Raw genomic sequence first — 21783 nt, forward strand, 5'->3', positions numbered from 1 at the left:
ACGGATTTCGCAGCGAATGGGGCGCCAAGTTCTACGCCGACCTTCGTTCGGTCGTCGAAACAGCGCGAAGACGAGCGATCCGCGCCATCGACGCCATCCGCCTCACCCTGCGAAGCCAACCGCTGCATTGCGCCGCTTGAGCGTCCCAACGGGAACGTGAGCAATTACCTATCGATAATAGTATGCAAAACATCCAGGTTCTTCCACGCTATCCAACCTGCAAAAGCGGCCGGCAGGCCAATGCACCATAGCATAAGAATTATCACTAGAACCGACGCGTCGATTTTGTACAAAAGAAAATAAGTAAACACAACAATTGAATAGATCACAACACTTATAAAATACATCACGCATGCAGACAATATCAAATTGTTTACCGCGGAAATCCGCGCAAACTGGTTCGAGACGTCTGAGACATCAATAGTGATCAGCTTCCCACTATTTGCGTCGACACACATCAATATCGATCCGCCTTACGCCCAATGATATACAAAATGGCAAGCTACCAACGATATACAAAATGGCCAGCTACGCATTGACGTAGATCAACTCACATGTGAAGATCCAGGGATGGGCACACGTGCTGACGCGAACGATGTTACCACGGGGCTGACACTGGAATCGAAGAGACGCGTATACGTCGTGGTCGCGGGCTCGCCGCAGACCGCGAAGAGTCGAAACCGGCCGTTGTTCGAGCGCGAGAGTGCGCCCGGCGGAAGCTTCCCTCCTCATCCGCCGATATTGAAGCTCGCGAGCGACGCCATATTGATGATGTCCGAATCCTTGGCGCCGAGGGAAACGATCTGCACCGGCTTCTCGAGCCCCACGATCAAAGGGCCGAGGACCATCGCGCCGCCGAGTTCCTGCAGCATGCGGGTCGAGATCGCGGCGGAGTGATACGCCGGCATGACGAGGACATTCGCGGTGTCCGTCAATCGGCAGAACGGGTAGGCGGCCATCAGTTCCTTGTTCAGAGCGACGTCGGCGCCCATCTCGCCATCGTATTCGAAATCGACGCGCTTCGAATCGAGGATGCGCACCGCCTCCTGGACCCTCTCGCCGCGCTCGCCGACCGGATGTCCGAAGTTGGAGAACGCCAGCATGGCCAGGCGCGGTTCATAGCCGAGCCGCCGTGCGACGCCGGCCGCCTCGATCGCGATATCCGCGAGGTCTTCCGCTTCCGGCATTTCGGTGATGGCGGTGTCGGCGACCAGGATCGGCCGCCCGCGCGAAATGACGATCGAGACGCCGACGACGCGGTGACCGGGTTTGTCGTCGATCACGCGCCGGACCTCCTCGAGCGCAATCGAGAAATTGCGGGTCACGCCGGTCACCATCGCATCGGCGTCGCCCTCAGCAACCATCGCCGCGCCGAAGTAGTTCCGATCCTGATTGATGAGGCGCTGGCAGTCTCTCAGCAAATAGCCCTTGCGTTGCAGTTTCTCGTAAAGGAACTGCGCATAGAGCGCGTTGCGGTGGGAAAGCCTGGCGTTGTGAATCTCGATGCCCTTGTCGGACAGGTCCAGTCCGGAAGCGTCGGCGACCGCCCGGACGCGATCCTCGCGGCCGACCAAAATCGCCGTGCCGAGCCCCTGGTTGACGAAGGAGTAGGCGGCGCGAATGACCTGCTCTTCCTCGCCCTCGGCGAAAACGACCCGTTTCGGCATGCGCCGGACCCGATCGAGGATACGCTGCATGACGCCTGCAACCGGATCGCGGCGGGCCGACAGTTGCGCCTTGTAGGCCCCGAGATCGACGAGCGGACGGCGCGCGACTCCGGACGCCATCGCCGCCTTCGCGACCGCGATCGGCACGACATGGATGAGTCGCGGGTCGAACGGGGCCGGGATGATGTAGTCCCTGCCAAAGCGTGGACGAGCGCCGCGGTAGGCCGAGGCCACCTCGTCGGGGACGTCTTCCCGCGCAAGTTCGGCGAGCGCCTGCGTCGCCGCGACCTTCATCTCCAGGTTGATCGTCTTGGCGCGGACGTCGAGCGCGCCGCGGAAGATGTAGGGAAAGCCGAGGACGTTGTTGACCTGGTTCGGATAGTCGGACCGCCCCGTCGCCATGATCACATCGTCGCGGGCTTTATGCGCCTCCTCGGGCGTGATCTCCGGATCAGGATTCGCCATCGCGAAGATGATCGGATTCGGCGCCATCGACTTGACCATCTCCGGCGTCAGCGCGCCCTTCTTGGAGAGCCCGAAGAAAATGTCGGCGCCGACCATCGCCTCTCCGAGCGTCCTGAGCGGCGTATCGACCGCGTGTGCCGATTTCCACTGGTTCATCCCTTCATGCCGGCCCCGGTAGACCACGCCCTTGGTGTCGCACAGGATCACGTTCGAAGGCTCGAAGCCCATCGCCTTGATCAGGTCGAGACAGGCGATTCCCGCGGCGCCCGCGCCGTTGCAGACGAGGCGCGTTGTCTTCACGTCGCGGCCGGTGAGATGGATCGCATTCATCATGCCCGCGGCGGCGATGATCGCCGTGCCGTGCTGGTCGTCGTGGAAGACGGGGATGTCCATCATCTCGCGCAGGCGCTCCTCGATGTAGAAGCATTCGGGCGCCTTGATGTCCTCGAGATTGATGCCGCCGAACGACGGGCCGAGGTATTTGACCGCATTGATGAATTCGTCCGGGTCCTCCGTATCGACCTCGAGATCGATCGAGTCGACGTCGGCGAAGCGCTTGAAGAGCACCGCCTTGCCCTCCATCACCGGCTTCGACGCCAGCGCGCCGAGGTTGCCGAGTCCCAGGATCGCGGTCCCATTGGTAATGACCGCGACCATGTTGCCGCGCGAGGTATAGTCGTAGGACGTCGAGGGATCGGCGGCGATCGCCTTGACTGGAACCGCGACGCCCGGCGAATAGGCCAGCGACAGGTCCCGCTGGGTCGCCATAGGCTTGGTTGGGGTGATTTCCAGCTTGCCCGGCCGCCCGCGGGAATGGAAGAGCAGCGCCTCCTGGTCGGTAATCGATTGGCGTTTGTTCGGTCCGTCGGCTGTCGAAGCCATCGTTCAGTTCCTGCTCCGTGTTCGAAGAGATCGGATATTTCGCTGACGCCCGCGCCGCGCCGGGCGACGTCAGGCTGGGCCCGCAATATGGGGCGCGCGCCGCGCTTTGCCGACGATCGGCTTCCTCCCCCAGGACTCCACGTCTGCGCTTAACCCTTCCCGCAATCGGGCTCGTCGCCGGCTTTACGCGCATGGCGTATCGTTGTCACCGGCTGTTGACGGACCAAGTTGCGCTTTCCCATGCGGTCGGTTTCGCATCCCGCTTTTTCCGATCCGGTTTTTCGCTTTTTCAAGGACTTGCGACGCCTTTTCCGATCCGGTCTCCGAGCCGGCGCAGAAGGTCTTGATACAGCCTCGATTGCTTTCGATATAAAGACATGTTTATATGATTATACACACTCCCAACATTGGCGTCCCCATGAGCGCGTCCCTCGATCCCATCTTCGACACCGCCTTCGCGCACCGGCAGGACGCAGCGGAAGCGCTGAGCGACGCCGCCGAGCGGCGCATTTTGGTTCTCGACGGTGCCATGGGCACCCAGATTCAGGCGCTCGGCTTCACCGAGACCCATTTCCGCGGGGAGCGCTTTTCAGCCTGCGAGTGCCACCTGCAGGGCAACAACGACCTCCTGACCCTGACCCAGCCTCAGGCGATCGAGGACATTCACTTCGCCTACGCCATGGCCGGCGCCGACATCCTCGAGACCAACACCTTCTCGGCGACGTCGATCGCCCAGGCGGACTACGGCATGCAGGCCGTTGTCTACGATCTCAACCGCGACGGCGCGCGCCTCGCCCGGCGGGCCGCGATCAAGGCGGAGCGGGCGGACGGCCGGCGCCGCTTCGTCGCCGGCGCGCTCGGGCCGACCAACCGCACCGCCTCCATGTCGCCCGACGTCAACAACCCGGGCTTCCGGGGCGTCACCTTCGACGAATTGCGCGTCGCCTACGCCGAGCAGATCCGCGGCCTGATCGACGGCGGCGCGGACCTCATTTTGATCGAGACCATCTTCGACACGCTGAACGCCAAGGCGGCCATTTTCGCCTGCGAGGAGGCGTTCGCCGAGCGCGGCCAACGCCTTCCGTTGATGATCTCGGGCACGATCACCGACCGCTCCGGGCGCACGCTCTCCGGGCAGACGCCGACGGCGTTCTGGCATTCGGTGCGGCACGCCAAACCCTTCACCATCGGCCTCAACTGCGCGCTCGGCGCGAGCGCGATGCGCGAGCATCTCGAGGAGATCGCAAACGCCGCGGATGCGTTCGTCTGCGCCTACCCCAACGCCGGCCTCCCCAACGCCTTCGGCCAGTATGACGAAAGCCCCGAGGCGATGGCGGCCGAAATCGCCGCCTTCGCCCGGGAGGGCCTCGTCAACGTCGTCGGCGGCTGCTGCGGCTCGACGCCGGACCACATCCGCGCCATCGCCGAGGCGGTCCGAAACATCGAGCCCCGCGAGATCCCGACGGTCGAGCCGCTGATGCGTCTTTCCGGCCTCGAGCCGTTCACGCTCAACCCCGACATCCCCTTCGTCAACATTGGCGAGCGGACGAACGTCACCGGCTCGGCGAAATTCCGCAAGCTGATCACCGCGGGGGACTTTACTGGTGCGCTTGCGGTCGCGCGCGATCAGGTTGCGGCCGGCGCCCAGATCATCGACGTCAACATGGACGAGGGCCTCATCGACTCCGAGGCGGCGATGATCGAGTTCCTCAACCTCGTCGCATCCGAGCCCGATATCGCCCGCGTGCCGGTGATGGTCGATTCGTCGAAGTTCTCGATCATCGAAGCGGGCCTCAAGCGCCTGCAGGGCAAGAGCCTGGTCAACTCCATCTCGCTCAAGGAGGGCGAGGAGGCGTTTTTGCGCCACGCGAGCCTCGTGCGTCGCTACGGCGCGGCGGTCGTGGTGATGGCCTTCGACGAGCAAGGCCAGGCGGACACGATCGAGCGCAAGGTTTCGATCTGCACGCGCGCCTACAAGCTGCTCACCGAGAAGGCCGGCTTCCCGCCGGAGGACATCGTCTTCGACCCCTACGTGTTCGCGGTCGCGACCGGCATCGAGGAGCACAACGGCTACGGCGTCGCCTTCATCGAGGCGGTTCGGAAAATCCGCGCGACCCTGCCCCACGCCCACGTCTCGGGCGGCGTGTCCAATTTGTCGTTCTCGTTCCGCGGCAACGAGCCGGTGCGCGAGGCGATGCACGCGGTGTTCCTCTACCACGCGATCCAGGCGGGCATGGACATGGGCATCGTCAACGCCGGCCAGCTTGCGGTCTACGACGAGATCGACCCGAGCTTACGCGAGGCCTGCGAGGACGTCGTTCTCAATCGCCGTGCCGATGGAACGGAGCGCCTGCTGACGATCGCCAAGCGTTACCGCGGCGAGGCCGGGAAGGAAGCACAGGCGCAGGACCTCGCATGGCGCGAGGCGCCGGTCGACAAGCGCATCGCGCATGCGCTCGTCAACGGGATCACCGACTACATCGACGCGGACACCGAGGAGGCGCGGCTTCAGGCCAGGCGCCCGCTCGACGTCATCGAAGGTCCGCTGATGGCGGGGATGAACCACGTCGGCGACCTGTTCGGCGCGGGAAAGATGTTTTTGCCGCAGGTGGTCAAGTCCGCGCGCGTGATGAAGCAGGCGGTGGCGAAGCTGTTGCCCTACATGGAGGCCGAGAAGGCGGCGAGCGGAGACACGCGGCAGACCGCCGGCACCATCGTGCTCGCCACGGTCAAGGGCGACGTGCACGACATCGGCAAAAACATCGTCGGCGTGGTGCTCGCCTGCAACAATTACGAGATCATCGACCTCGGCGTGATGACGCCCGCCTCGAAGATTCTGAGCGTCGCGCGGGAGAAAAAGGCGGACGCGATCGGGCTTTCCGGGCTGATCACGCCCTCGCTCGACGAGATGGTCCATGTCGCGGCCGAGATGGAGCGCGAGGGCTTCGACATCCCGCTGCTCATCGGCGGGGCGACGACCAGCCGTGTCCACACCGCAGTCAAGATCCACCCGCGCTACGCCCGGTCGCAGGCGGTGCACGTCAACGACGCGAGCCGCGCGGTCGGCGTCGTCTCCTTGTTGCTGTCGCCGGAGACGCGCGCCTCGACCATCGCGGCGATCCGCGCCGAGTACCGCAAAGTGACGGACGCGCACGAGCGCAGCGAAGCGGAAAAAACCCGTGTGCCGCTCGCCAAAGCGCGCGCCAACGCTTTCGCCGCCGACTGGAGCGCCTATCAGCCGACGAAGCCGAGCTTTCTCGGGACGCGGGTGTTCGAGTCCTACGATCTCGCGGAGCTCGCGCGGTCCATCGACTGGACGCCGTTCTTCCAGACCTGGGAGCTGAAGGGCCGCTATCCCGCGATCCTCGACGACTTGAAGCAGGGTGCGGCGGCGAAAACCCTGTTCGACGACGCGAAGGCGATGCTGAAGCGGATCATCGCGGAAAAGTGGCTGAAACCCAAGGCGGTGGTCGGCTTCTGGCCGGCCGCGCGCGAGGGCGACGATATCGCGCTCTTTTCCGACGACGAGCGGACCACCCGGATCGCCACGCTCCATACGCTGCGCCAGCAGCTCGGAAAGCGCGACGGCCGGCCCAATCTGGCGCTCGCCGATTTCGTCGGCCCGCGCGACTACATCGGCGGCTTCGTCGTCACCGCGGGAGTCGAGGACGAGGCGATCGCGAAACGGTTCGAGCACGCCAACGACGACTATTCGTCAATTATGATCAAGGCGCTCGCCGACCGGCTGGCGGAAGCCTTCGCCGAGGCGATGCACGCCCGCGTGCGCCGCGAGCTCTGGGCTTATGCGCCCGACGAAAGTTTTGCGCCCGAGGAACTGATCGCCGAACCCTATCGCGGCATCCGGCCCGCGCCGGGCTATCCGGCGCAGCCCGACCACACCGAGAAGGCGACCCTGTTTTCGCTTCTCGACGCCGAGCGCGCCATCGGGGTCAAGCTCACCGAGAGTTTCGCCATGTGGCCGGCGTCCTCGGTCTCGGGCCTCTACATCGCCCACCCGGAGGCGCACTATTTTGGCGTGGCGAAGGTCGAGCGCGACCAGGTTGAGGACTATGCGACGCGCAAGGGCATGAGCGTGGCCGAGGTCGAACGCTGGCTCGCCCCGGTGCTGAATTACAGGCCGGTGAGCGCCGAGGCGGCGGAGTAGACTTCTCCCGGGATACGGGAGAAGTCGACGGATGAGGGCGGATAGCGGCGGCGGAACCTTGCCCTGCCATCATGACCCTTGCGGCGAATTGCCGCCATGGAACCGGCCGAACGCCCGCGCGGAAAAAAGGCCGATCGCGAGCGCCCCAAGCGCGAGCGCGCCCATCTGCGCGAGGTTCCGTACATCGAACGCGCCGACCTGAGCAACGAGCAGATAGCCGACGACGAGGTTGAAGAATCCCCAGAGCACGTTCACGGTCGAGGACGACAGTCCCCGCCCCGGCGGATTTGCGAAGGGCGACTGGAACGCCCGCCCCGTCACGCCGCTGACGAGGTGCGGAACCGCGTTGGCGAGCACCGCGCCGCCGAAGAAATACGAAACGAGATGAAGCCAGGTCATTGGACGATTCCCGTCGGATTACGAATCCTCGTTCCGTAAGAGCCGAACGACTTCCCGCCCCTGCCCAGTGATGCAAGGGCGCCGTTCGGCGCGTCGATTGTCTGCGTGTTCATGGAACGCCCCCTCGACCCGCGGGAAGGCTAGCGCGGCCTGAAGTCACAGGAAAGGGAGGCGACGCTTGACCTTTCGCCTCCTGGAGCGCAACGGCGCGTCGATCGGGCCGACTGCGGGCTGCCATTGATCACGGAAATGAAGATCTCCGATCCTCTATTGACGCGCATCGTCCCCCGGATCGCGGACGTTCCGGGCGTCGTCGCCATTGCGCTCGGCGGGTCGCGCGCACGAGGAGCGGCGACCGACGCGTCGGACTATGACCTCGGACTCTACTACGGCCCCGAGAAGCCTCTCGACGTCAACGCCCTGCGGCGGGTCGTCAGCGATCTCGTCGACAACGCGGCGTCGGTCACCGTCACTTCCGTCGGCGAGTGGGGACCGCGAATCGTCGGCGGCGCCTGGCTGACGATCGGCGGACAAAAGGTCGATCTCCTTTATCGGGAGATCGCCGCTGTCGAATCGTCGATCGCCGAGTGCCGCGCAGGACGGGTCGCAATGAGCTACCAGCCGGGGCATCCACACGGATTCTGCTCGGCGATCTGGATGGGCGAGGTCGCGACGTGCGTCCCGCTGCACGATGCGGACGGCGTCATCGCCGGGCTGAAGGCGCAGGCGACGCCCTATCCGGACCCGCTCGCGGACGCCCTCGTCGGGATGTTTCTCTGGGAAGTTTCTTTCAGCATCGCAAACGGGCAGACCGCCGTCGCGCGCGGCGACGAAACCCACATCGCCGGATGCGCCTACCGTGCGCTCGCTTGCATCGGGCAGGTCCTGTTCGCGTTGAACCGCCGCTACCTCATCAACGAGAAGGGCGCGCTGAAAGAAGCGGCCGTCTTTCCTCACACCCTTCGCGGGCTGACCAACCGGGTCGCGGGAATCTGGGCGGCGATCGGAGCGCGTGAGTTCGGCGCCGCTCTTGTCGCGCTCCGCGCGCTCGAGACGGAGCTCCGTCTCAAAATCCAGGCCGGCGCATAGCTGCCCGTCTCGGCGCGCCTTCTGGCGGGTTGGCTAGGCGCCGGGTCACGCCAGTGAAGAATAAATATTTGTGGTATCAATGGTTTGCGTCGACAGCAGGCCAACCGCATAATCGGAATTATTGCTAACATTCGATTCTGACGTTCTACATACCGAGGAAAACCATGCTGTCGAATTCGAACCGCCCCGCGTCTCCGCTCGCAGGCGAGCCCCAGCCGATTATCGGGGAGAGCGACGAACTTCCCCTGTCGGACGACGCGCGCGACGCGCTGCTGCAACGTCTCGAAGCCTGGATCGACGAGGAGGAGCGCCTGATTGCCGAGATCGAGCGCCGGATCGCAGCGGCGGTCGGCAATGTCACGTCCTTCCGGCCTTGCGCCTCGGGCGCGCCCGCGGGCGGCGCCGAATGAGGCGAGACGGGCGTCCTGCCGGACGCCCTTTGCAGCGCGGCGGTTCAGCAATCCGGCCGGAACGGCCCTACTTGGCGGGCGCCGGAGCGGAAGCGGCCGCCGGCGATGCGGGGATCGAGCCCGTCGTGTCGGGCGCGTCGGACCCGGCGTCGGCCGCAGCTTCGGCCGGCTTTTGCGGCGGCCCGGGCGTCTTCATCGCGGCATGCTGGACCCTGCCCTCGCCGGGCGCGGCGCTGCGCCGCGGCGGCAACGGAGCGTCTGACGGAACCGGCTGGTCGGGCACGTAGGCGGTCGCTTCCGGCTTCGCCGGCTCGTCCTGGCCGCCCATGTGCAGCCATTTCTTCACGTTGCTCGTGCTTGCGCCCCACATGCCTGCGACCCCGCCCGCCGCATTCGACGCGACCGCGATCGTCTGCGGCGCGGCGGACCCGGCCGGCGCGGGGGACGCGGTTAAAGCCGGCTGAGCCGCCTGAGCCGCAGCGGAGGCCGCCTCGACCTTCGCCGCCGCTTCGGCCTTCCCAGCCGCTGTCGCCTTACGCTCCTTGGCGGCGTCGGACGCCGCGACCTTGACCACGGCCGGCGCGGCCCTGGACGGCTCGTCCAGCGCGATCTCCTGCGGGCCGCCGGCAAGGGCCTCGGGGTCGCTGGTGTCCGGATAGTTCGCGAACACCGGGTTCTGCCCGCCGTCAGCGTAGACGGTGCGGATCGGCTTCTGGCCCTTGGCTATGAGTTCGGCGACCTTGGCGTCGTCCTTGGCCTCCTTGTCGGCAACCAGCGCCTCGACCTCCTCGTCCTTGTGCAAGGCGGGACAGGGCGCGTTCGCCGACACCTCGCCCGAGGCGGTCGCGCCGAACACGTAATGCTTGCCGCAGATCACCACAGGAGGCTCGGTCTTGGTGACCTCGAAATGGTCGGCGCCGTTCTTCAGCTCCTTCCAGAAGTCGATATTCGGATCGAGCCGGTACTTCGCCATGTTCTCCGGCGTCATGTGGAACGGATAGGACTGGAGCTGGATCTCGCGCTGCCCGCCGCGCAGCGCGTCTCGCGCGATCGCGTAGATGTCGTCGACCTGCTTGTCGGTCATGGAGAAGCAGCCGGCCGATGAACAGACGCCGTGCACCATCACATTGCCGCCGCTGTGCCCGTAAGCGCGGTCGTAGGCGTTCGGATAGCCGACGTTGAAGGCGAGATAGTAGTGCGAGTTCGGGTTCATCTGCCCCGGCGCGATCGCATAGAAGCCTTCGGGCACCTGCATGTCGCCCTCGACCCTCTTCGGGCCGAGCTGGCCGGACCACCGGCAGATGGGATAGGTCTTCAACAGGGCGTACTGCCCGTCCGACTTCATCTTCCAGATTTCGAGTTCCGCCTCCTTCTTGTAGGTGCGGATCAGCATCGGCGACGACGGCGTCGTGTCGATCTTCGCCATCTCGTTGAGGGTGGCGCTGGAGATCGGGTGCTCGGACCGGCCGGGCCCAGCGTCGAGATAGGAGTCGTCGCATCCCGCGAGAAGCGCTCCCCCCGCGACAGTGAGGCCGAGAGCGGTCAGACGCCAGAACGGCAGAGTCATGCGTTACCCCGTTATTGGCGCGCGACCCTAAGCGCGTCCGCCGAAAAAGTCCACGCGGCGGGATGAAGCGCCCCGAGCGCTTAAAGTTTCGTTAACGTTTCTTCATCCCGCCCTGTGTCGGTTTCAAAACTTTGAGGTGAAATTGCGGCGCGCGCCGTTTCGCCACCGTCTTCGGCTATGAGCACACGTCCCTGTGACACAATTACAGAAGCAAGTTTGACAATTACTGTCCCGAGATTTCATTTAATAACTTGTAACAACCTGCGCCTTGCCGCGCCCGTCTTTGCGACCGTACGAATCGAGAGATGATTCCCGGCTATCGCGACACGCGCGACGGCCGACTCCGAGAGGAGACGCGTCCCTGTTCATTAATACTGTCAGCCCGGAGACTATTGCCGGGGCCACCTTGCGTTCGCCCGCCGTCGTCGTGCTCGGCATGCATCGCAGCGGCACGTCAAGCGTCGCGGGCGCCCTCGTCCGGCTGGGCGGATGCGCGCCTCGTCATCTCCTTCCGGCCTCGCCGGACAATGCGCACGGCTTCTGGGAATCGACGGTCGTCATTGCGTTGAACGAGGAGGTCCTCGCGGCCGGCGGAAGCGGATGGAAGGACTGGCGGCGATTCGACATCAGCCGAGTCGGCTCGGCCGACCTGAGGGCGTTTCGCAATCGCGCCCGGTCGATCCTCCTCAAGGAGTTCGGCGGCGCCGGCATTCCGGTCATCAAGGACCCACGCATGTGCCGCCTCATGCGCTTCTGGCAGCCGGTATTCGAGGACGTCAGGTGGGCTCCGCAGGTGGTGTTGCCGATCCGTTCGCCGCTCGAGGTCGCCTGGTCGCTTCGCCGTCGCGACGGCCTCGGCGTCGGCGCGGGCTGCCTGCTTTGGCTACGCCATGTGTTCGACGCCGAAGCCGACACGCGTGGAATGAGGCGTGCGGTGGTCGACTGGTCGAGTTTCCTGGACGATTGGCCGACCGCGCTCGGCGCGGTCCTTGACCGGCTCGACGTCCCTTTCGCGCGCTGCGGCGACGGGACCTTTTCAGACATCGAGAACTTCCTGTCGCCGGATTTGAGGCGCTTCAGGGCCAGCACGGCCGAGTTGCACGCCGACCCGGCCGTCACCGCCCTCGCGCGCGACGTTTATGCGGCGATGCTCGACCTCGCGACGGACGGCGACAACGCCGCGATCCTGAGCCGGCTCGACGCGCTCAGCACCCGTTTCGAGGATGCGGCCGCGATCTTCGATTCCGCGATGGGCGGATACGAGCGCGCCGCGCAGGCGCTCGAACGCGCCAACGCGGTCATCGCCCATTACGCCCGCGGGACGCCGTCGAAACCCGACATGTGGCGGCTGGTCGCTTCGACGCTGCGGCGGCCGCCGACGGCCAAGCAGCGGGAACTTCGGACCGTCGGCGATTCGCCGTTTTTCGACGAGGCCTTTTATCTCTCGGTCAACCCGGACGTGCGCGCTTCGCGCTGCGACGCGGCCCTCCACTTTCTCGTCCAGGGCTGGCGGGAAGGACGCGACCCCGGCCCGTTCTTCTCGACCACCGGCTACCTCGCCCGGAATCCAGACGTCGCGGCGGCCGGCGTCAATCCGCTCGTCCACTACGAAGCGCACGGAAGGAAGGAGAATCGGCCAGCGATCGGCTGACGCGTCCGCGCGCCGATGTCGCAAGGCGTCACCAGAGGTCGGACATGGGCGCGCCGTCGAAAATCTCGGCGAGCCGCGCCCGCGTCCCCGCGCTCGTATCCTCGGGAAGATCCCGGCGCGGAAAAAAGCGCGCTTCGGCAATCTCGTAGTGGGCGCACGGGCGCCTGTGACCTCGAAATCGCGGATCACGTAGACCGCGACATGATCGCGCCGCGACACCTGCCCGTTGAAGAAAAGGCCGTGCAACTGGGGCTTGCCCTTCATCCGCACGCAGGCCTCCTCCTCGAGCTCGCGCTCGAGCGCGCGCGGGAAGGTTTCGCCGACCTCGACGCCGCCGCCCGGAAAGTGCCAGCCCGGAACGTAGCCGTGCCGGACGAGGAGCACGGACTCGTCGGCGGCGACGACCACGCCTCGGACGCCGAGCGTCATCGGCCGCATCATTAAGAAGCTCAGGTGCGCGATGCGCGACATCAATCGGTCGGCGAGCGACAGCATGGACGGGCACGAACCTCATTCCTCCGGCAGCGCCGGGGTTGTCTTCGCCTTGAAGCGCCCTTATTGCGGCGCGGTCAATGGCGGCGCGGCGCCGCGTTCCGTTCCCTGACCTTGCGGGCCATGAGCTTCACGATCGCGCATATCACCGATCCGCATCTATCGCCCGCGCCGCCCCCCCTGGGCGCCGACTTCCGGCTCAAGCGCTTCATGGGCTACGTCAACTGGAAGCGCGGGCGCGAAGGACTCAACGACATGGCGCTGCTCGCCCGCATCGTCGCGGACCTGCGCGCCCAGCGCCCAAACCACATTGCTGTGACGGGCGATCTTGTCAACATCGCCATGCCGGCGGAATTTCGCCGCGCCGCGGCCTGGATGGAGACGCTCGGCGATCCGCGCGACGTGAGCTTCGTACCCGGCAACCACGACGCCTACGTGCGCGCGGCGATGCCGATGCTGAGCGCGACGTTCGCCCAATGGACGACGGGCGACTCAGGCGATTCTACGTTCCCGTACCTCCGCGTGCGCGGGGACGTCGCCATCATCGGGCTCACCTCGGGCCTGCCGACCGGGCCACTGATGGCGTCCGGCAAGCTCGGGCGCGCGCAAATGGACGCCTTCGCCGCGCTTTTGAAGGAGACGGGGGCGAAAAAGCTCGGGCGCGTCGTGCTCGTCCATCACCCGCCGCTGACGAAAGGCGCGCCGCCGCTGCGCGGGTTGACCGACGCCGCGGACTTCGAGCGGACGATCGCGGCGCACGGGGCCGAGGCGATCCTGCACGGCCACATCCACAAGCAGCTTGTCCGCTCGCTGCCGTCGGGCGCGACCCGGACGGTTGGCGGCCGCGTCCCCGTCCTCGGCGCCCCGTCGGCGGCCGCGGCGACGCACAACCCCCGCACCCGCGCCGCCTATTTTCTCGTGCGGCTTCAACGCATCGGCGAGCAATGGACCGTCGCCGCCCGCGCACGCGGCCCCGCCCTCGATGGCGACGAGATCGGAGAGCGCGAGGCGCTGGCGGTGTAGAAGCAGGAAATCATGCGCCTCGAATTCAGGTGAAGAGCATGCCGCGGATGAGGAAAGGTGGATTACACTTAGTCAGGGCCGCGAAGACTGGCTAGCGCTGGTCGTGCATACCTATGTCGAGATCGAGGAGGACCGAGTGGCGATTCGCGTCATATCGGCGCGCCGGCCGACGAGGCGCGAAATCCGGCAATGCGAAGAAGGGACACCCGCATGAAGGACGAGTATGATTTTTCCGCTGCGACCCGCGGCAAGTTCTCTCGGCCGGACGCGCAATTGATCCCGCCGGTTCATCTCAACCCGGCCGTGCTCGCCTATCTTGCCGACCGCGCCAGGGCGCGGGGCGTCTCGCTCAGCGGGCTCGTCAACGATCTTCTCAAGAAGGACATCGCCCTGATCGAAGCGGGGAAGTGAGTCCCCAGGCGGCGAGGGATAGCTCCCGCGCCGCCTGCCCTGCCGTCGCAAGCGCGAGGCGCTGGCGGTTGCAGGCGCGCCCCCTACGGCAGCGAATGTACGATCACCGGCCCGGCGGTGGCGGTCGCCGGTCCGACGACATAGGGCGCGAGGTGCTTGTCGATCCAGGCGAGGGCGCGGCGGTTGGATTCCTGCGCCTCCTCGACGTGGTTGAAGAGGCTGATCGCCGTCAACGTGTCGTCGGACGAATAGACGACGTAATACCCCATGAATCCGGAAACGCCGCTGACGATCGGCACGGCGCCTTTGATCACATCGGCGAGCGTGTCCGCCATCCCGGGCTTGGCCTTCACCTGACGAATTGCGGCATACATGGCTTCCCTCCCTGACCGGGCGCCGCTTAGCGCCCTCGGGAGAGACGCTACAGCGCCGTCGCGGACATCGCCACCGCCAAACGCCGCGCGCCCGATCGAGGGGCCGCCTCGCTCACTCGCTCGGCGCCGGCAGCGCCGCGGCGAGAGGCCGCGCCTTGGCGCTCGGCAGCAGCTTTTTCACCGCGCTCGACGCGGCCACCGCGCCCTGGTTCGCAAACGCCTCGTGGTTGCGCTCGATCTCGGCGAGGTCGTACTGATAATTGACCATCACGCCGTAAGACTCCGCGAGGCCCTTTTCCGACAGGTCGCCCATCGGATTGATCCGCTCGAGCCGGGCGCCGTTGCCGAGATGGAACCGGGCGACCGAATCGACGACGCGTCCATCGCTTCGGCGCGCCTTGAGGAAGTAATGCGCCGCGAGCGGCTCCAGCGCCTTGCGCATGCGCGTCACCGCCTCGGATTTTTCCGCCCATTGCCCGTCGAGCGCGATGTCCCGCACGGTTCTCACGAACGGCTCGACGGCCGAATCGTCGCAGCTCTCCACCCAGGCCCGGAAGCCCGGGACCGGCGAGAGCGTGACAAAGGTCTCGATTCGCGGCAGCTCGCGCCGGATTTCCTCGACGACCTGCTTGATGAGAAAGTTGCCGAAGCTGACGCCGGACAGGCCCTGCTGGCAATTCGAGATCGAATAGAAGGCCGCGGCGCGCGCCTTGTCCTGCGCGACATGGGCCCGCCGCTCGGCGAGCAGCGGCGCGATGGCGGCGGGGGGCGCGAGCGTCAGCGCGACTTCGACGAAGATCAGCGGTTCGTCGACCAGGGCCGGATGGAAGAACGCGTAGCAGCGCCGATCGACAGAATCGATGCGGCGCCTCAGGTCGTCCCAATCCCGGATCTCGTGCACGGCCTCGTAGCGGATGATCTTTTCCAGAACCGCCGCCGGCGAGGACCAGTCGATGCGACGCAGCACGAGGAAGCCGCGGTTGAACCAGGAGCCGAGGAGATGAACGAAGTCGCGGTCGAGCACGGCAAGCCCGCGGTCGGCGCGCATGGCCTCGATGAGGTCGGCGCGCATCGCGACCAGCGCCGCCGTCCCGCCCGGGGCGCGGTTCAGCCGCCGGAACAGCTCCTGCCGGCGCGGTTCGGAGGCGTAGTGGATTTCCGCCGCCGCGGCTTCGCCGCTGGTCGCGGTCCAGCGCGCCACGGCGCTTTCGACTCGCGCCCGGTCGGGGCCGAAGTCCTCTGCGAGCGCGCGGAAGAACGCGCCTTTGTCGTCGTCGTTCAGGCTCCGGTAGCGGCCGTTGATTTCGCTGGCCAGCGCCACGCCCGACGCCTCGCCCCGGCCGCTGAGCAGCGCGCGACACATGTCGGCGAGCGAATTCGCCCGGTTTTCGGCGTCGCGCGGCCAGGGACTGAGCTTGAGCACGGAGCGGCCGCGCTCGGCGATCGAGGCGAGAAGATCGGAAAAGAACGCGCTGTCCATATTGCCCTGCCCCATATCACCCATGGTCCGGCCGCATGGCGCGCGGACGGGACGAAACGAATTGTCGTCGGCGAAGACGGACGAATCAAGGCCCCCGCTCAAGGCGGCGCGGCGCCGAAGACGCGCGACAAAAATGCGCCGAGCTGATGCGTCCAGGCGAGATAGCCTGCCAGCGCGACAAGGCCGATGAGCGTGATCGCGCCGAGCGTCATCAGGAGAAAGCTGAGCGCGCCGACGAGCCATCGCGCAAGACTCGCCGACGGGGCGCCCGAGGCGGGCGCGCGTTCCGCAGCCCAGGCGGCGCTGGCGAGAGCGGCTCCTTGGAGGGGCTCGTGAAGCGGCGCTTCCGGATCCTCTTCCGCTTCGCCGCCCGGGGACTCCACGCGGCGCGGGACCTCCGCCGGCTTGGGCGCCTCGTGGCGCAGATCGGCCGTCGCCAGCGCCCTCTCGCGTTCGACGAGCCGGCGCGCGACATAGTTGGTGCAGGCGGCCACGATGGTGTCGATCTTCGGGCTCTCGGCGATCAGCACCCGGCCGTAGAGCGTATCCTGAAAGAAGCGATAGGTGCGCCGGTCGCGCGCCATCTCGACAAAGGCGACCATGTCCAGAAACACGCGCGGCCGATCGCCCCTGGCGAGGCTGAGGTCGAAGAGGTCGACGCCGGGCGGGGCCTGTCGCACCACCGGCTGCAGGGCGCTTTGCAAGAGCGCGAGACGGCCGAGCTCGATCTCCCGAATCTCCGCGACCGCGTCGGCGCGCTCGGCGTTCTCGATCCGCGCGCGCCGGAGGGCGGCGCCGAGATCCGGCTGCCCGCCCGCAGGCCGCTCGGGCTTTTCGTCCATGACGTCGATTCCCAGACTGCTCGGCCGTCGCCCGCCGCGCGCGATGGGCGAATCGTTTGGCCGGGCAAGCTATCCCATTCGTCCGAGCGACTCCAAGCCAGACCGGAGGAATGCCCACAGGCGTTAATCCGCGGTCCCTCGCCCCGCTCCCTCGACGTCCCCGCGATGCGGGAGCGAATTCCTCTCCCATTTGCACGGGATGATGAAGAGGGGGCCGCCGACGCGGCCGACCGGCATTGATCCCACGGCTCCGATTTCCGATAATCGGAGCGAACGGAGTGAACCCATGAGCGCCGCCGAACTGATCGACTACTCGCCCGAGGTCGCGGAGGCGCGCGCCAAGGGCGCGCCGCTGGTCGCGCTCGAATCGACCATCATCACCCACGGCATGCCCTATCCGCGCAATGTCGAGACGGCGCGGATCGTCGAGGAGGCCGTCCGGTCCTTCGGCGCCGTGCCCGCGACGGTCGCGGTCGTCAACGGACGCTTCCGCGTCGGCCTTGAGCCGAAGGAGATCGAGAGCCTCGGGCGCCTCACCGGCGGCGTGGTGAAGGCCTCGCGGCGCGACCTCGCCGCCGTCGCCGCTCGCCGCGGATCGGCCGGCACCACGGTCGCGGCGACCATGTTCGTGGCGGGGCTTGCGGGGATCGAGATCTTCGCCACCGGCGGCATCGGCGGCGTCCACCGCGGCGCCGTGGAGACTTTCGACATCTCGGCCGACCTCGTGGAGCTGTCGCGCACCCGCGTCGCGGTCGTCTGCGCGGGGGCGAAGTCGATCCTCGACATCGAGAAGACGCTCGAATTTTTGGAGACGCAGGGGGTGGCGATCGTCGGCTACCGCTGCGACGAGTTCCCCGCCTTCTACGCCCGATCGTCCGGTTTCAAGATCGAGCACCGCTGCGACGGCCTCATCGACCTCGCCCGTATGATCCGGCTCCAGCGGGAGATCGGCCCGGGCGGCCTCTTGATCGCCAATCCGGTGCCGGAGGACCACGCCCTCGAAGAGGCGATGATCGAGGAGCGCATCGCGGAAGCGGTGGCCGAGGCCAGGGAGCAGGGCGTGAGCAAGAAGGAGGCGACGCCGTTCCTGTTGAAGCGCGTGGTCGAACTCACCGGGGGACGCAGCCTCGAAGCCAACGTCGCGCTCATCAAGAACAACGCGATTCTCGCGGCGCAGGCGGCGGTGGAGCTGGCGAGGGTGTGAGGACGTCTATGGCTGCGGGTCGGGCGCCGGGGCCTTCGCCTTGAACCAGTCGATCGCGTCTTCGAGGCGGTCGTCGCCCCAAAACACTTCGCCGTCCACGACGAAGGTCGGGGACCCGAACACGCCGAGCGCCTTGGCCTCTTCCGTGTCGCGCTTGTAGCGCTCCTCGATCCGTCCCGTCTGCGCCGACGCGACGACTCGGACCGGATCGCGGCCGAGCTCGCGCAGCGCGTCCGACAGGCCCGGCTCGGTCCCAGGCTCGTGGCCCAACTCGAACCAATGCCGGTAGGCGGCGCGAACATAGTCGGCGCACCAGCCCTCGCTTTCGGCCAAGACGGCGATCTTGTTGGCGAGATCGAAGTCCTTCAGCGGATAGGGGGCGGGAAGGCGCGGCGCGAGGCCGTGCCGGCGCGCGCGCCGTTCGATGTCCCGCCACATGTAGGCCATCTTGACCGGCTTGCCGACGAACGGGATGTTGTTCTGCTCGATCATGATCGCGCGGACGGAGAAGGGCCTCCAGCGGAAGGCGACGCCGCGCGCGGCCTCGACCGGCTTCAGTCTCGATACGGTGAGGTACGAGTAGGTGCTGCCGACCGACACCCAGAAATCGATCATCGTGCGTCCTCCCGGCTGTCCCATGTCTCTGCAAGCGGAACGAGGGGACCCAAGATATCGGACTTCCCGCTTCTGTCGACTGAGTCGCGAGAATTCATCGAGGGTCGTCCGGTGACGGCCCCCCGCATCCTCGTGATCGGCGACGTGATGACCGACGTCGTCGTCCGGCCCGAGGGGGCGCTGGCGCGCGGGTCGGATCGGCGGGCGTCCATCCGCTTCGAGCCGGGCGGCTCGGCGGCCAACCAGGCGGCGTGGCTCGCCGCCTTCGGCGTTCCGGTCGACTTCGTCGCGCGCGTCGGCGCGGCGGATGCGGAGGCCGAGGCGGCGCGTCTGAGGGCGTGCGGGGTGACGCCGCATCTCGCCTCCGATCCCGACCGGCCGACCGGCCGGCTCGTCGCCCTCATCGACCCGTCGGGCGAGCGCAGCTTCTTCACCGACCGCGCGGCGAACGAGGCGCTGACCGCCGCCGACATTCCCGACGCGCTGATCGAGAACGTCGCGCTCATCCACCTCTCCGGCTATTCCTTCTTCGCCCCCTCCCCGCGCGCCGCCGTTCTCGATGTCATGCGCCGCGCGGGCGGAAAACCGGTCAGCGTCGACCCGGCGTCGTCAGAATTCCTGCGCGAAGCCGGACGGAATTTCCTCGACTGGACGCGCGGCGTCGCGCTCCTCATGCCCAACGCCGACGAAGCCGAAGTCTTGACCGGCTCGGCCGATCCGGAGACGCAATGCGCGCGCCTCGCCGCCCTTTATCCGCTTGTCGTCGTCAAGCGCGGCGCGGACGGATGCATCGCGGCCAAAGGCGCGCGGCGGTGGGCCGTCGCCGCGCCCGGAGTGAGCGCGATCGACTCGACCGGCGCCGGCGACGCGTTCGCCGCCGCCTTTCTCGCCGCGCGCCTCGAGGGCGCCGGGATCGAGGCGGCGCTTGAGCGCGCCGTCGCCGCGGGCGCGAAGGCGACGACGGAAATCGGGGGAAGGCCAAGGACACGCGACCGCGCTTCAATCGCGGAAGACAAACCAGCGCCTTCGACGCCGTCCTGAAACGGCCCGAAGGGGCTGTATGGCCGAGATCGGGGAAAGCGGGAGGCTTAGGGCTGTTGATGCGCGCTTCAGGTGCCCCGACCTCATTTCGCCAGGGCGATCGGCCATCTCCAGGCGAACCCCCGGTGATCGGGCGCTACGATTCCGCCCATAAAGGGACCGTGAAGCGAACATCGGCGCCATGCGGCGCGCGGGGCGACACCCACAAGCGCCCCCCGTGGGCTTCAACGATGGATCGGCAGATGGCGAGTCCCATGCCAAGGCCGTCTGATTTCGTGGTTGAGAAGGGCTGGAACATGCGGCCCGCGATGGCCGGATCGATCCCCGGGCCAGTGTCCTTTACCGAAACGAGGACACGAGTTTGCTCAGCGAACGCAGAGGATACCGTCAGTTCTCTCGCGCGCTCCGTTACCCCTCTCATCGCTTCGACGCCGTTCATGATCAGGTTCAAAAGCACCTGCTGCAACTGAACGCGGTCGCCGGTGACCGGCCGATCGTCCACAGCCAAATCGGTACGCAGCACGACGTCGTGCCGCAGCAATTCGCCGCGGGCGAGCACCAGCACTTGCCTGATGACGTCGTCGAGGTCGAGCCTGGTCAGTTGCGGCCCGGATTTCCTGGCGAGCGCCCGCAGACCGCGGATCACCTCGGCCGCCCGCGTGCCGTCCTTCATGATCGAGGAAAGCGACTCCCGCGCTTCGTCAAGTTCGGGGTCATCCCGGTCCAGGAACCGCAAAGCCGCCGCGCTCCGGGTCACGATGGCGGCGAGCGGCTGATTGATCTCATGGGCGATCGACGCGGTGAGCTCGCCCATCGTCGTCAATCGGTTCATATGGGCGAGATCCACCTCCAATTGGCGCAACCTCTCATGCTCCCCTTCGGCGCGCTTGCGCTCGGTGCTGTCAATGACGGCTCCAACGTAGACCCAACTCTGCGGATCTTCGCCTATCGAGAGATGAGCCACCGCCCGAGCATATTTGACGGAACCATTGGGCATCAGGAGACGATGCTCGACTGTGAAATCGTTTTTCTCCACCGCCGCGCGCTCAAGGACTTGCTCCAGACCCCTCCGGTCTTCCGGATGACACCGGTCGATAACCATTTGGACGGTGGGCTTGGTCAGAGGATTGTATTCAAAAATTCGATACGTCTCGTCGGACCAGTAGAGATCCCCGTTCGAGACGTTCCAGCCGAAACTGCCCGTGTGGCTCAGCCGTTGGGCTTCCGCGAGATAGGCCTCGCTCCGGCGCAGCGCCTCCTCAGCCTTGTTCCGCTCAGCTCGTCCTTCGGCCTCGCGCATTGCGCGCAGCACCGACGGCGCCAGCCTCGCTAGACCCGTCTTCAGCACATAATCCGTGGCGCCCATTTTGAGGGCTTCGATCGCCAATTCTTCGCCAATCGTGCCGGAGACAAAGATGAAAGGGACCTCGGGGTGGGCGCTCGATGCGAGCTTCAATGCGGACCCGCCATCAAACGAAGGAAGCTTGTAATCAGCCAGGATCAGGTCAATTTCATCGTGTTCAAGCGCGGTCAGAAACTCGGCGCGGGTTTGAACGCGGGTGATCTGGCAAACGAAATTTTCTGCTTCGAGGAGCTCTTGAATGAGCTCCGCGTCCCTGGAGTTGTCCTCCAGCAGCAGAATTCGGACAGGAGACCTCATTTCGCCTTTTGAATGCTGCCCGGCGGCGGCGCGTTGATGACAGCCCAGAAGACGCCCAGTTCTTTGACAGCATTGACAAATTCGTGAAAGTCAACAGGCTTTACCACATAGGCGTTCACTCCCAGATTGTAGCTCCTCATGACGTCTTTTTCCTGATGGGATGAGGTTAACACGATCACCGGCACCATCTTCAGGCGTTCGTCGGACTTGACTTGCTGCAGGACCTCCAAGCCATCAACTTTTGGCAATTTCAGATCCAGCAGTATGACTGCTGGGTTCCCCTCAGAGCGATTGCTGTATTGACGCCGGCGATGGAGATAGTCCAGAGTTTCCTGTCCGTCACGAG

The 21783-nt window shown here is 66.1% G+C and carries 17 protein-coding genes and 1 pseudogene; 8 read left to right on the forward strand and 10 right to left on the reverse strand.

From position 1 onward, the window contains the following. Positions 1-728 precede the first annotated feature (728 nt). Positions 729-3014: an NADP-dependent malic enzyme gene (locus ACLP25_RS10815; protein ID WP_442469200.1), complete on the reverse strand. Its 2286-nt coding sequence runs from the start codon at positions 3012-3014 to the stop codon at positions 729-731. Positions 3015-3432: 418 nt separating this feature from the next. Between ACLP25_RS10815 and metH the strand changes: the two genes are divergently transcribed. Next, positions 3433-7179, forward strand: coding sequence for a methionine synthase (gene metH / locus ACLP25_RS10820; RefSeq protein ID WP_442469201.1), 3747 nt, complete (start codon positions 3433-3435; stop codon positions 7177-7179). 69 nt (positions 7180-7248) lie between these two features. On the opposite strand, the gene ACLP25_RS10825 is transcribed toward metH, so the two are convergent. Next, positions 7249-7578 carry a hypothetical protein gene (locus ACLP25_RS10825; protein ID WP_442469202.1) on the reverse strand — a complete coding sequence of 110 codons (330 nt, stop codon included), beginning with the start codon at positions 7576-7578 and terminating at the stop codon, positions 7249-7251. Positions 7579-7827: 249 nt separating this feature from the next. Here ACLP25_RS10825 and ACLP25_RS10830 point away from each other — a divergent pair, with 249 nt between their 5' ends. Both ACLP25_RS10830 and ACLP25_RS10835 read left to right on the forward strand, forming a co-directional pair. Next, on the forward strand, positions 7828-8667 hold the full coding sequence (locus ACLP25_RS10830; RefSeq protein WP_442469203.1) for a nucleotidyltransferase domain-containing protein: 840 nt from the start codon (positions 7828-7830) through the stop codon (positions 8665-8667). 164 nt (positions 8668-8831) lie between these two features. Then, on the forward strand, positions 8832-9077 hold the full coding sequence (locus ACLP25_RS10835) for a hypothetical protein (protein ID WP_442469204.1): 246 nt from the start codon (positions 8832-8834) through the stop codon (positions 9075-9077). Between the two features lie 67 nt (positions 9078-9144). Here the strand turns inward: ACLP25_RS10835 and ACLP25_RS10840 are convergent, their stop codons facing one another. Further along, entirely contained in the window at positions 9145-10644 is a 1500-nt protein-coding gene (locus ACLP25_RS10840) for a L,D-transpeptidase family protein (RefSeq protein WP_442469205.1), read from the reverse strand. Positions 10645-11050: 406 nt separating this feature from the next. Between ACLP25_RS10840 and ACLP25_RS10845 the strand changes: the two genes are divergently transcribed. After that, complete coding sequence (locus ACLP25_RS10845; RefSeq protein ID WP_442469216.1) at positions 11051-12295, forward strand: sulfotransferase family protein; 1245 nt, start codon at positions 11051-11053, stop codon at positions 12293-12295. A 210-nt stretch (positions 12296-12505) separates the two neighbouring features. Here ACLP25_RS10845 and ACLP25_RS10850 read toward each other — a convergent pair. After that, positions 12506-12790: pseudogene (locus ACLP25_RS10850) on the reverse strand (NUDIX domain-containing protein); the annotation flags it as partial. A 120-nt stretch (positions 12791-12910) separates the two neighbouring features. On the opposite strand from ACLP25_RS10850, the gene ACLP25_RS10855 reads away from it, so the two are divergent. Further along, a complete protein-coding gene (locus tag ACLP25_RS10855) occupies positions 12911-13810 on the forward strand; it encodes a metallophosphoesterase family protein (protein WP_442469206.1) in 900 nt (299 codons plus the stop codon). Between the two features lie 210 nt (positions 13811-14020). Next, the gene (locus tag ACLP25_RS10860; RefSeq protein WP_442469207.1) at positions 14021-14221 is read left to right on the forward strand and encodes a hypothetical protein; all 201 of its coding nucleotides are present in this window, start codon (positions 14021-14023) and stop codon (positions 14219-14221) included. Between the two features lie 83 nt (positions 14222-14304). On the opposite strand, the gene ACLP25_RS10865 is transcribed toward ACLP25_RS10860, so the two are convergent. From ACLP25_RS10865 to ACLP25_RS10875, 3 genes are all read right to left on the reverse strand, one after another. Further along, complete coding sequence (locus ACLP25_RS10865) at positions 14305-14595, reverse strand: antibiotic biosynthesis monooxygenase (protein ID WP_442469208.1); 291 nt, start codon at positions 14593-14595, stop codon at positions 14305-14307. A gap of 112 nt (positions 14596-14707) precedes the next feature. Then, positions 14708-16075: a malonyl-CoA decarboxylase gene (locus tag ACLP25_RS10870; RefSeq protein WP_442469209.1), complete on the reverse strand. Its 1368-nt coding sequence runs from the start codon at positions 16073-16075 to the stop codon at positions 14708-14710. A gap of 98 nt (positions 16076-16173) precedes the next feature. Continuing rightward, on the reverse strand, positions 16174-16917 hold the full coding sequence (locus ACLP25_RS10875; RefSeq protein ID WP_442469210.1) for a hypothetical protein: 744 nt from the start codon (positions 16915-16917) through the stop codon (positions 16174-16176). Between the two features lie 286 nt (positions 16918-17203). Here ACLP25_RS10875 and ACLP25_RS10880 point away from each other — a divergent pair, with 286 nt between their 5' ends. Then, positions 17204-18121 carry a pseudouridine-5'-phosphate glycosidase gene (locus ACLP25_RS10880; RefSeq protein WP_442469211.1) on the forward strand — a complete coding sequence of 306 codons (918 nt, stop codon included), beginning with the start codon at positions 17204-17206 and terminating at the stop codon, positions 18119-18121. A gap of 6 nt (positions 18122-18127) precedes the next feature. Here ACLP25_RS10880 and ACLP25_RS10885 read toward each other — a convergent pair whose 3' ends face one another. Next, a complete protein-coding gene (locus tag ACLP25_RS10885) occupies positions 18128-18736 on the reverse strand; it encodes a 2-hydroxychromene-2-carboxylate isomerase (protein WP_442469212.1) in 609 nt (202 codons plus the stop codon). 111 nt (positions 18737-18847) lie between these two features. Between ACLP25_RS10885 and ACLP25_RS10890 the strand changes: the two genes are divergently transcribed. Next, on the forward strand, positions 18848-19777 hold the full coding sequence (locus ACLP25_RS10890; protein ID WP_442469213.1) for a carbohydrate kinase family protein: 930 nt from the start codon (positions 18848-18850) through the stop codon (positions 19775-19777). 136 nt (positions 19778-19913) lie between these two features. Here ACLP25_RS10890 and ACLP25_RS10895 read toward each other — a convergent pair whose 3' ends face one another. Together ACLP25_RS10895 and ACLP25_RS10900 are read right to left on the reverse strand one after the other, a co-directional pair. Then, positions 19914-21437, reverse strand: a complete 1524-nt coding sequence (locus tag ACLP25_RS10895) for an ATP-binding protein (RefSeq protein ID WP_442469214.1) — start codon at positions 21435-21437, stop codon at positions 19914-19916. Continuing rightward, positions 21434-21783, reverse strand: a 350-nt coding sequence (locus tag ACLP25_RS10900; RefSeq protein WP_442469215.1) for a response regulator, incomplete at its 5' end; no start/stop codon positions are given. The genes ACLP25_RS10900 and ACLP25_RS10895, both read right to left, overlap by 4 nt.

This window comes from Roseiarcus sp., assembly GCF_052145395.1.
GTDB lineage: Bacteria > Pseudomonadota > Alphaproteobacteria > Rhizobiales > Beijerinckiaceae > Roseiarcus.

Coding starts and splice junctions, on each gene's coding strand:
- ACLP25_RS10815 (WP_442469200.1), bottom strand. CDS start 3,014: ATGGCTTCGACAGCCGACGGACCGAACAAACGCCAATCGATTACCGAC.
- metH (WP_442469201.1), top strand. CDS start 3,433: ATGAGCGCGTCCCTCGATCCCATCTTCGACACCGCCTTCGCGCACCGG.
- ACLP25_RS10825 (WP_442469202.1), bottom strand. CDS start 7,578: ATGACCTGGCTTCATCTCGTTTCGTATTTCTTCGGCGGCGCGGTGCTC.
- ACLP25_RS10830 (WP_442469203.1), top strand. CDS start 7,828: ATGAAGATCTCCGATCCTCTATTGACGCGCATCGTCCCCCGGATCGCG.
- ACLP25_RS10835 (WP_442469204.1), top strand. CDS start 8,832: ATGCTGTCGAATTCGAACCGCCCCGCGTCTCCGCTCGCAGGCGAGCCC.
- ACLP25_RS10840 (WP_442469205.1), bottom strand. CDS start 10,644: ATGACTCTGCCGTTCTGGCGTCTGACCGCTCTCGGCCTCACTGTCGCG.
- ACLP25_RS10855 (WP_442469206.1), top strand. CDS start 12,911: ATGAGCTTCACGATCGCGCATATCACCGATCCGCATCTATCGCCCGCG.
- ACLP25_RS10860 (WP_442469207.1), top strand. CDS start 14,021: ATGAAGGACGAGTATGATTTTTCCGCTGCGACCCGCGGCAAGTTCTCT.
- ACLP25_RS10865 (WP_442469208.1), bottom strand. CDS start 14,595: ATGTATGCCGCAATTCGTCAGGTGAAGGCCAAGCCCGGGATGGCGGAC.
- ACLP25_RS10870 (WP_442469209.1), bottom strand. CDS start 16,075: ATGGACAGCGCGTTCTTTTCCGATCTTCTCGCCTCGATCGCCGAGCGC.
- ACLP25_RS10875 (WP_442469210.1), bottom strand. CDS start 16,917: ATGGACGAAAAGCCCGAGCGGCCTGCGGGCGGGCAGCCGGATCTCGGC.
- ACLP25_RS10880 (WP_442469211.1), top strand. CDS start 17,204: ATGAGCGCCGCCGAACTGATCGACTACTCGCCCGAGGTCGCGGAGGCG.
- ACLP25_RS10885 (WP_442469212.1), bottom strand. CDS start 18,736: ATGATCGATTTCTGGGTGTCGGTCGGCAGCACCTACTCGTACCTCACC.
- ACLP25_RS10895 (WP_442469214.1), bottom strand. CDS start 21,437: ATGAGGTCTCCTGTCCGAATTCTGCTGCTGGAGGACAACTCCAGGGAC.